Source organism: Clostridium sp. LS (genome assembly GCF_002760435.1).
Lineage (GTDB): Bacteria > Bacillota > Clostridia > Clostridiales > Clostridiaceae > Clostridium.
Genome location: NZ_AUUU01000255.1, coordinates 1 through 1,058 on the forward strand (window position 1 = coordinate 1; position 1,058 = coordinate 1,058).

Annotated in this window: 1 protein-coding gene and 1 pseudogene; both read left to right on the forward strand. The window is 33.8% G+C overall.

All coding sequences use genetic code 11. From position 1 onward, the window contains the following. On the forward strand, positions 1–864 hold an 864-nt coding region (locus COL3_RS27440; protein WP_099716787.1), incomplete at its 5' end, for a sulfide/dihydroorotate dehydrogenase-like FAD/NAD-binding protein. Continuing rightward, a pseudogene (locus COL3_RS27445) lies at positions 864–1,058 on the forward strand (dihydropyrimidine dehydrogenase); the annotation flags it as partial. The gene COL3_RS27440 and the pseudogene COL3_RS27445, both read left to right, overlap by 1 nt.

A 1,058-nucleotide genomic window follows, 5' to 3' on the forward strand; every position in this document is an offset into this window, starting at 1 on the left:
CTTACAAATAATATATTTTTAATGGATATAGAAGCTCCAAGAGTAGCAAAGTCTGCAAAGCCAGGACAATTTATTATTATAAAGAATGATGAAAAAGGTGAAAGAATTCCTTTAACTATAGCAGATTATGATCAAGAAAAAGGGACAGTAACTATAGTTTTTCAAACTGTAGGAAAAGGGACAAAGCAATTAGCTGCTTTTAATGAAGGGGATTTTGTAGCTGACTTTGTTGGACCACTAGGTGTACCAAGTGAATTTATACATGAAGATTTAGGAGAATTAAAGAAAAAGAATTTCATCTTTGTGGCCGGTGGAGTTGGTGCAGCGCCAGTTTATCCTCAAGTAAAATGGATGCATGAACATGGAATAGCTGTAGATGTTATTTTAGGAAGCAGAAATAAAGATCTATTAATATATGAAGAAGAATTAAAGAATGTTTCAGGAAACCTATATGTAACAACTGATGATGGTTCATATGGATTTAAGGGAACTGGTTCAGATATGCTTAAAGAATTAGTAAACAATCAAGGCAAGAAATATGATCATGCTATTATCATTGGACCAATGATAATGATGAAATTTACTTCAATGTTAACTAAGGAATTAAATATTCCAACTACAGTAAGTTTAAATCCAATAATGGTTGATGGTACAGGTATGTGTGGTGCGTGCAGAGTTACTGTTGGAGGCGAAGTTAAGTTTGCTTGTGTTGATGGACCAGAATTTGACGGACATTTAGTAAATTACGATGAATCAATGAGAAGACAAGCTATGTATAAAACTGAAGAAGGAAAAGCTCAGTTAGAGTTTGAAGAAGGAAATACTCATAGTCATGGCGGCTGTGGTTGCAGAGGTGATAAATAATGGATATGAAAGAAAGAATGGTTAGAGTACCTGTAAGAGAACAAGACCCAAAAGTTAGAGCAGCAAACTTTGAAGAAGTTTGTTTAGGATATAACGAAGAAGAAGCAACAAAAGAAGCTTCAAGATGCTTAAATTGTAAGGTTCCAAAATGTGTGGAAGGATGTCCAGTATCAATTAATATTCCTGGATTTATT